Genomic DNA, 6,951 nt, shown 5'->3' on the forward strand with positions numbered 1-6,951 from the left:
GACCTCGACGGCGCCCGCCGCCGGGTCGCCGACGCGATCGCCGAGCTGGCCCCGCACGCCGCGGCGGCCGGGGTGACCCTGGCGATCGAGCCGCTGCACCCGATGTTCTGCGCCGACCGCTGCGTGGTGACCACCCTCGGCCAGGCGCTCGACATCGCCGAACGGTTCGACCCGGGCGTCGTCGGCGTGGTGGTCGACGCCTACCACGTGTGGTGGGACGACACCGCGTACGCGCAGATCGCCCGCGCCGGGGAGCGCATCGCCGCCTTCCAGGTGTGCGACTGGGTCACCCCGCTGCCCGAGGGGGTGCTGCTCGGCCGGGCGCTGCCCGGCGACGGCTGCATCGAGCTGCGCCGGCTCCGGGAGGCCGTCGACGCGGCCGGCTACACCGGGCCGGTCGAGGTGGAGGTCTTCTCCGCCGAGGTGTGGGCGCGCCCCGGCCGCGAGGTGCTGGACGCCTCGCTCGCCGGCTACCTGCGCCACGTCGCCTGACGGCGGTCCCGGTCCCCATCGGCCCGCCCGGCCCGGTCGGCGGGACGCCGCCGTAACCGCCGGCCCCGGCGGCGTCTTCACCTGACCGGTCCGGCTCTCTATGATCCCGTTGAAAACTGTCGCCGACCATCGGCCGACAGCCGGAAGAAATCTACGGGCGCGACCGGCGCGCCGGGAAGGGCTGGCATGGCGCTGTCCGCGACCGTCCTCGCCGAGCTCCGTGGCATCGTCGGCCCGTCGCACGTGCACGACGCGGCCGGCGACCTGGTGGCCTACGCGCGGGACGCCACGCCCCTGTTCTCCCACCGGCCCGACGCGGTGGTGTTCCCGGCCGACACGGCCGAGGTGGCCGCCGTGCTGGCCCTGGCCACCCGGCACCGGGTGCCCGTGGTGCCCCGGGGCGCGGGCTCCAACCTGTGCGCCGCCACCGTGCCGCTGCGCGGCGGGATCGTGCTGGTGCTGACCCGGCTCGACGCCGTCCTCGAGGTCAGCGCCGACGAACTGCTCGCCCGGGTGCAGCCCGGCGTCACCAGCGCCGCCCTCGCAGACGCCGCCGCCGCACGGGGCCTGCTCTGGGCGCCCGACCCGGGCAGCCGCACCGTCGCCACCGTCGGCGGCACCATCGCCACCTGCGCCGGCGGGCTGCGCGGGCTGAAGTACGGGGTGACCCGCAACTACGTGCTGGGCCTGGAGGCGGTGCTGCCCACCGGCGAGGTGATCCGCACCGGCGGCCGCCTGTGGAAGGACGTTGCCGGCTACGACCTGACGCGGCTGCTCACCGGCTCCGAGGGCACCCTCGCGGTGATCACCGAGGCGACCGTGGCGCTGCTGCCCGCCCCGGCGTCGTCCAACACCGGGGTGGCGTACTTCCCGACGCTCGCCGAGGCGGGGCAGGCCGTCGCCCGCGTGATCCGGGCCGGCGTGGTCCCGGCGACCCTGGAGTTCCTCGACCGGGCCTGCATCACGGCGGTCGAGGACTTCGCCCACCTGGGGCTGCGCGCCGACGCCGGGGCGCTGCTGCTCTTCGGCGACGACGGCCCGCCGGACCTGGTCGCCACCCACCTGGACCGCATCGGCACGGCCTGCGTCGAGGCCGGCGCGGTGGAGGTCACCACCGCCCGCGAGGTCGCCCAGGCCGAGGCGCTGCTGGCCGCACGCCGCTGCGCGCTGCCGGCGCTGTCCCGCCGGGGCGGGGTGACCATCCTGGAGGACGCGACCGTGCCCCGGCCGAGGATCGCCGAGATGGTCGACCGGATCGACGCGATCGCCGAGCGGCACGGCGTCGCCATCGCCACCTTCGGCCACGCCGGGGACGGCAACCTGCACCCCACCTGCGTCCTCGACTCCGCCGAGGACCACGACGCGGTACGCCGGGCCGAGGCGGCCTTCGCCGACGTCTTCGCCGCCGCCCTCGACCTCGGCGGCACCATCACCGGCGAGCACGGGGTCGGCGCGGCGAAGCTGCCGTTCCTCGCCGCCCGGCTCGGCGACGACCAGCTCGCCCTGCTGCGGCGGATCAAGACCGCCTTCGACCCGGCGGGCATCCTCAACCCCGGAAAGCTGGGTTCATGACGGGCGACGTGTTCGAGCCGGAGCAGCTGTCCCGCTGCATCTCCTGCGGCTTCTGCCTGCCGGCCTGCCCCACGTACGCGATGACCGGCGACGAGGCGTCCTCGCCGCGCGGCCGGATCACCCTGATGCGGGCGTTGCAGGACGGCACCCTGCCCCCGGACGACGACACGCTGGCCGAGCAGTCCTCGTTCTGCCTGGGCTGCCGCGCCTGCGAGCCGGTCTGCCCCGCCGGCGTGGAGTACGGCAGCCTGCTGGAGCAGTGGCGGGTGCACCAGTGGCGCGGCCGGCGACGACCGCTGCTCGCGCGGGCGCTGATGCTGTTCGCCGAGCAGCGCTGGCTGCTGCGCCTGCTCGGCCTGCTCCGCCGCACCGCCCACGGCCCGGCCGCCACCCCGCCGGCCGCGCCGTCACCGGGAGCGCAGTTGATGCTCGGCTGCTTCGAGCGGGTTCTCTTCCCCTCGGTCGGCCGGGCCGCGCGGGCCCTCGACCCGGCGCTGGCGGCACCGTCCGCGCAGGGCTGCTGCGGCGCGCTGCACGCCCACAACGGCGACCTGGCCGGCGGCGAGCGGATGGCCCGGCGCCTCGGCGCGGAGCTGCCGGGCACGATCGTCACCACCTCGGGCGGCTGCGCGGCGCACCTCGCCTCGGTGCTGGGCCGGGACCGGGTGCGGGAGCTGTCCACCTGGCTCGCCGCCCGGCCCGCCGGCGCCGAGCTGCGGGTGGCCGGTCGGCGCGCCCGGGTGGCCCTGCAGGACTCCTGCCACCTGCGCAACGGCCTCGGCGTCTTCGCCGAGCCACGGGCGCTGCTGCGCCAGGTCGCCGACTACGTCGAGCTGCCCTCGGCGGCCACCTGCTGCGGGGCCGCCGGCACGTACTCGCTGCTGCGGCCGAGGGAGTCGCGGCGGATCCTGGACGCGAAGCTCGACGAGATCGAGGCCGCCGGGGTGGACCTGGTGGTGGCCGTCAACCCGGGCTGCCTGCGGCAGTTGCGCACCGGGCTGCGCCGGCGCCGGTCGGCTGTCCGCGCCGTGCACCTGGCCGAGCTGCTCGCCCGCGTCGAGCCGCCGCCCCGGCCGGCCTGAGCCGGCCCCGGCTGGCCTGAGCGGCCCCGGCTGGCCTGAAACGGCCCCGTGACCCGGTGCGGACGCCGCCCGGCCGGGTCACGGCACGCCTCGTGCGGATGCCGTGACCCGGCCGCGCCGGGGGTCACTCGGTGCGGATGCCGTCCGGCCGGGTCAGCCGCCACAGCGTCGGCAGGCTGAGCCCGGTGACCAGCAGCATCACCCCCGCGCCGAGGGCGGTGGAGATGCCCAGCGCAGGCCAGGCGACCGTGACCGGCGCCTGCACCATGCGCAGCAGCACCGCGCCCAGCCCCAGCCCGAAGGCCACCGCCAGGACGAGCCCGATCGCCACCGGCACGGCGGTCTGCCACAGCACCGACCAGCTCAACGTGCCGCGCCGGGTGCCCACCGCCACCAGCATCGCCAGCAGCCGGCGGCGTTCGCGGAGCTGCTCCAGCACGCCGATCAGCATGCTCGCGCCGATCAGCAGCAGGGTGACCACCGCGCCGACGTAGAGGCCGCGCTTGACGTTGACGAACCTGTCGGCCTGCCTGGTCTCGGTCAGGGTGAGGACGGAGGCGAACGGGTCGGCAGCGGCGGCGACGTTGCGGACGTGCTCCACCGCGTCCGGCCGGTCGGACGCGAGCCGCAGGTACGCGTCCCCGCGCAACGGGCCCAGCCGGGCGGCGTCGACCGCGCCGGGCGTGGCGAGCACCGTGGTCTGCCGGTGGCCGGCCGGGCCGGATCGGATCGGCACCTCCCGGGCGTCCCGGGGGACCGTCCAGGCCGACCCGACGGCGTCCGGCACCGTGACGGCCGCGCCCGGACCGATGCCCGCCTGCGGGGACTCGGCGTCCCGGACCAGGAAGACGTCGCCGTCGGCGCACCGGTCGATCAGCGCGAAGTCGGCCAGCTCGGCGCAGTCGCCGACCCGCAGGTCGGCGTAGCTGTCGCTGCCGGCGACCCCGACCACGGTCAGCAGGGTGGTGTTGCTGCGGGTCACGCCGGGCGCGGCGGCCAGCCGGTCCAGCGCGGCGGCGGCACCCGGGCCGGCCGGGAACTGCACCTGCACCTGCCCCCGGGAGGTGTCCTGCCCGGTGTCGAAGGTGAACCGGTCGGAGACGCCCGCGAAGAGCATCTGCAAGCCGATGGTGCCCGCCACCGCGACCGCGATGCCGTTGACCAGGCGCGCCGAGGCGGCGCTGTCGAGCTGGATGCGCCGCACCGCGAGCTGCCACGACACGGGGCCGCCGCGCAGCCGGCGTACCAGCAGGTCGGTCAGCCACGGCAGCAGGGTGACCACGCCGACCAGCAGCAGCACCGCGCCTGCCGCCGTCTGCCGCTCGGCGCCCAGCGGCGTGACGTCGGCGGCGCCGGCCAGCAGCAGTCCGAGCCCGGCGGCCGGCAGCAGCAGCCGCCACGCCAGGCGCCGGCGCACCGGCGTCGCCCGCCGGGTCACCCCGAGCGGCTCGACCAGCACGGCGCGCATCGACACCAGCGTCACCACGACGGCGAGCGCCGGCACCGCCACCACCACGGCGGCGACCAGCGGCAGCGGCGGGCGCACGTCGCCCGCGTACACGCTGAGGTCCATCAGGGTGACCAGCGGCACCACCTGCCGGCCGAGCGCGAAGAGCACGCCGCCGGCCGCGACGCCGAGCAGGGCGCCGGCGGCGGCCTCGCCGGCGGCGATCCGGCGGACCATCGCGGCGTCGGCACCGACCAGCCGCAGCGCGGCCAGCCGCCGGTCGCGCCGCTCGCCGCCGAAGCGCACCGCCGCGCCGAGGAAGACCGCGATGGGCAGCAGCAGGACCACGAAGATGACGACCACCAGCACCATCAGCACGGGGCCGAAGGGCTCGCCGGGCAGCCCGCCGCCGAACGCGTCCAGCCGGGTCGCGCCGGTCGCCACGCTCAGCCGGTCGCTGCCCAGGTAGAAGGCCAGCTCGCGGGGGCCGGCCAGGCCCTCGTCGCCGATGACCCCGGTGACGCGGGCCCCGCCCAGCCGGGGCGCGAACAGCGCGCCGTCGGCGGAGTCGAGCAGGTCCCGCAGCGCGGGGGAGACGACCACCTCGCCCGCGCCGGGCAGCGCCGCCACGCCCGGCGGCACCGGCGCCGCGGGACCCTCGGGCCGCAACATCCGGCCGCGCACCGGCTGCCCCCGGAACTCCGTGTCGGCGTAGCGGATCAGCAGGGTGTTCGCGGCGGCCGGGATCGGCTCGCCCATCCGCAGGTCGTCGCGGGCGTCGCCGCGCGCCTCGCGGGCGTTGAGCGCGCCGGGCACGGCGGCGGCGAGCAGGAGCATCGCCACCCCGACGCCGACGCCGACCGCGGTGAGCACGGCCCGCAGCCACCCGTCCCGACCGCCGGTGAAGGCCATCCGCGCGCCCATCGCGAGGTCGGCCGCGCCGTGGCGCAGGCGCGTCACGCCGCGACCTCCAGGTCGCGGGTGCGGCCGTCGCGCACCACCACCTCCCGATCGGAGTACGCGGCGACGCGCGCCTCGTGCGTCACCAGCACCACGGCCGCGCCGGTCTCCCGGGCGGCCCCCGTGAGCAGCCGCATCACCCGCTCGCCGTTGAGCGAGTCGAGCGCGCCGGTCGGCTCGTCGGCGAAGACCACCCGGGGGCGGGTGACCAGCGCCCGGGCGACCGCCACCCGCTGCCCCTGCCCGCCCGAGACCTCGCCGGGCCGCTTGCCGGCCACCTCGGCGACCTCCAGGCGGTCCAGCCACTCGGCGGCCCGCCGCTCGGCCTCGCGCCGGCCGACCCGGTCGAGCCGAAGCGGCAGCGCCACGTTCTCCAGACAGGTCAGTTCGGGCACGAGCTGGCCGAACTGGAAGACGAAACCGAACTCCTCGCGGCGCAGCGCGCTGCGCTCGGCGTCGGTGAGGGCGGCCAGGTCCCGGCCGGCGTAGAGCACGCGGCCGGAGTCGGGCCGGACGATGCCGGCGAGGCAGTGCAGCAGCGTGGACTTGCCGGAGCCCGAGGAGCCCATCACGGCCAGCACCTCGCCGGGGTGCACGCGCAGGCTGGCGCCGGCGAGCGCCCGGGTCGGGCCGAAGGAGCGGTGCAGGTCCTCGGCGGCCAGCAGCGGCGCGCTCACGACCGCACCGTCGCGGCGAGGTCGTCGAGGCGGGCGGCGGTCAGCTCCAGCCAACGCAGGTCGGCCTCGAGGTGGAACAGGGCGTGGTCGCAGATGAGCTGCTCGGCGAGGTCGCCGTCGCGCTTGCGGCGGGTCAGCTCGCGCATCATCCGCAGGTGCTCGCCGCGCTGCACGTCGAGCAGGTCGGCGGCCGAGCGGCCGGTGAGCAGGGCGAGCACCACCTTGGTGTAGAGGACGCTCTGCAGGTACGGCTCGGGCTTCTCCGCGCGGGCCAGCCACTGCCCCACGTCGGTGACGCCGGCGTCGGTGATCGCGTACCGCTTGCGCTCGGGGCCCTCGCCGGGCTCGACCGCCTCCACCTCGACCAGGCCGCTGCGCAGCAGCCGGGAGAGGGTGGCGTAGACCTGCCCGTACGCGAGCGGCCGGGCGTGGCCGAAGCGCTCGTCGTAGAGGCGTTTGATGTCGTAGCCGTGGCGTGGGGTGGCCTCCAGGAGGCCGAGGAAGGTCTGTCCGATCGACATGGCCGCGACTATACACACCGCGTATACGCGACGCGTATAGCGGTGGAGGCGCGTGGCAGCCGTCCGGTGGCAAGCCGGGATCAGCCGCCGGAGCAGGCCGAACGGGCGCGGCTCGGGTCCGGATCGTGCCGGCGTCGCCCGGGTGCCCTCGGCTTGCTGGTCACTGTGACCGTGCTCGCCGCGAGCTGGCAGGACCGTGA

6 protein-coding genes are annotated in these 6,951 nt (G+C 76.8%); 3 read left to right on the plus strand and 3 right to left on the minus strand.

Annotated elements, in window-relative coordinates; genetic code table 11:
- The 3 genes from ACWENR_RS28735 to ACWENR_RS28745 all read left to right on the plus strand — a co-directional run.
- A partial coding sequence (locus ACWENR_RS28735; RefSeq protein ID WP_452280083.1) for a sugar phosphate isomerase/epimerase family protein occupies nt 1–492 on the plus strand: 492 nt, incomplete at its 5' end.
- A gap of 186 nt (nt 493–678) precedes the next feature.
- Nucleotides 679–2,064, plus strand: a complete 1,386-nt coding sequence (locus ACWENR_RS28740; protein ID WP_452280084.1) for an FAD-binding oxidoreductase — start codon at nt 679–681, stop codon at nt 2,062–2,064.
- Nucleotides 2,061–3,146 (plus strand): (Fe-S)-binding protein, encoded by a 1,086-nt coding sequence (locus ACWENR_RS28745; RefSeq protein ID WP_452280085.1) that lies wholly within the window; start codon nt 2,061–2,063, stop codon nt 3,144–3,146. Before ACWENR_RS28740 ends, ACWENR_RS28745 begins: the two co-directional genes overlap by 4 nt.
- 124 nt (nt 3,147–3,270) lie before the next feature.
- On the opposite strand, the gene ACWENR_RS28750 is transcribed toward ACWENR_RS28745, so the two are convergent.
- From ACWENR_RS28750 to ACWENR_RS28760, 3 genes are read right to left on the minus strand one after another with little or no spacing between them, the layout of a single operon-like run.
- A complete protein-coding gene (locus ACWENR_RS28750) occupies nt 3,271–5,553 on the minus strand; it encodes an FtsX-like permease family protein (RefSeq protein ID WP_452280086.1) in 2,283 nt (760 codons plus the stop codon).
- Nucleotides 5,550–6,230: an ABC transporter ATP-binding protein gene (locus ACWENR_RS28755; protein WP_452280087.1), complete on the minus strand. Its 681-nt coding sequence runs from the start codon at nt 6,228–6,230 to the stop codon at nt 5,550–5,552. The genes ACWENR_RS28750 and ACWENR_RS28755 overlap by 4 nt, the downstream gene beginning before the upstream one ends.
- Complete coding sequence (locus ACWENR_RS28760) at nt 6,227–6,751, minus strand: PadR family transcriptional regulator (protein WP_452280088.1); 525 nt, start codon at nt 6,749–6,751, stop codon at nt 6,227–6,229. The genes ACWENR_RS28755 and ACWENR_RS28760 overlap by 4 nt, the downstream gene beginning before the upstream one ends.
- Nucleotides 6,752–6,951: the final 200 nt, after the last annotated feature.

It is taken from the genome of Micromonospora sp. NPDC004336, from assembly GCF_053602615.1.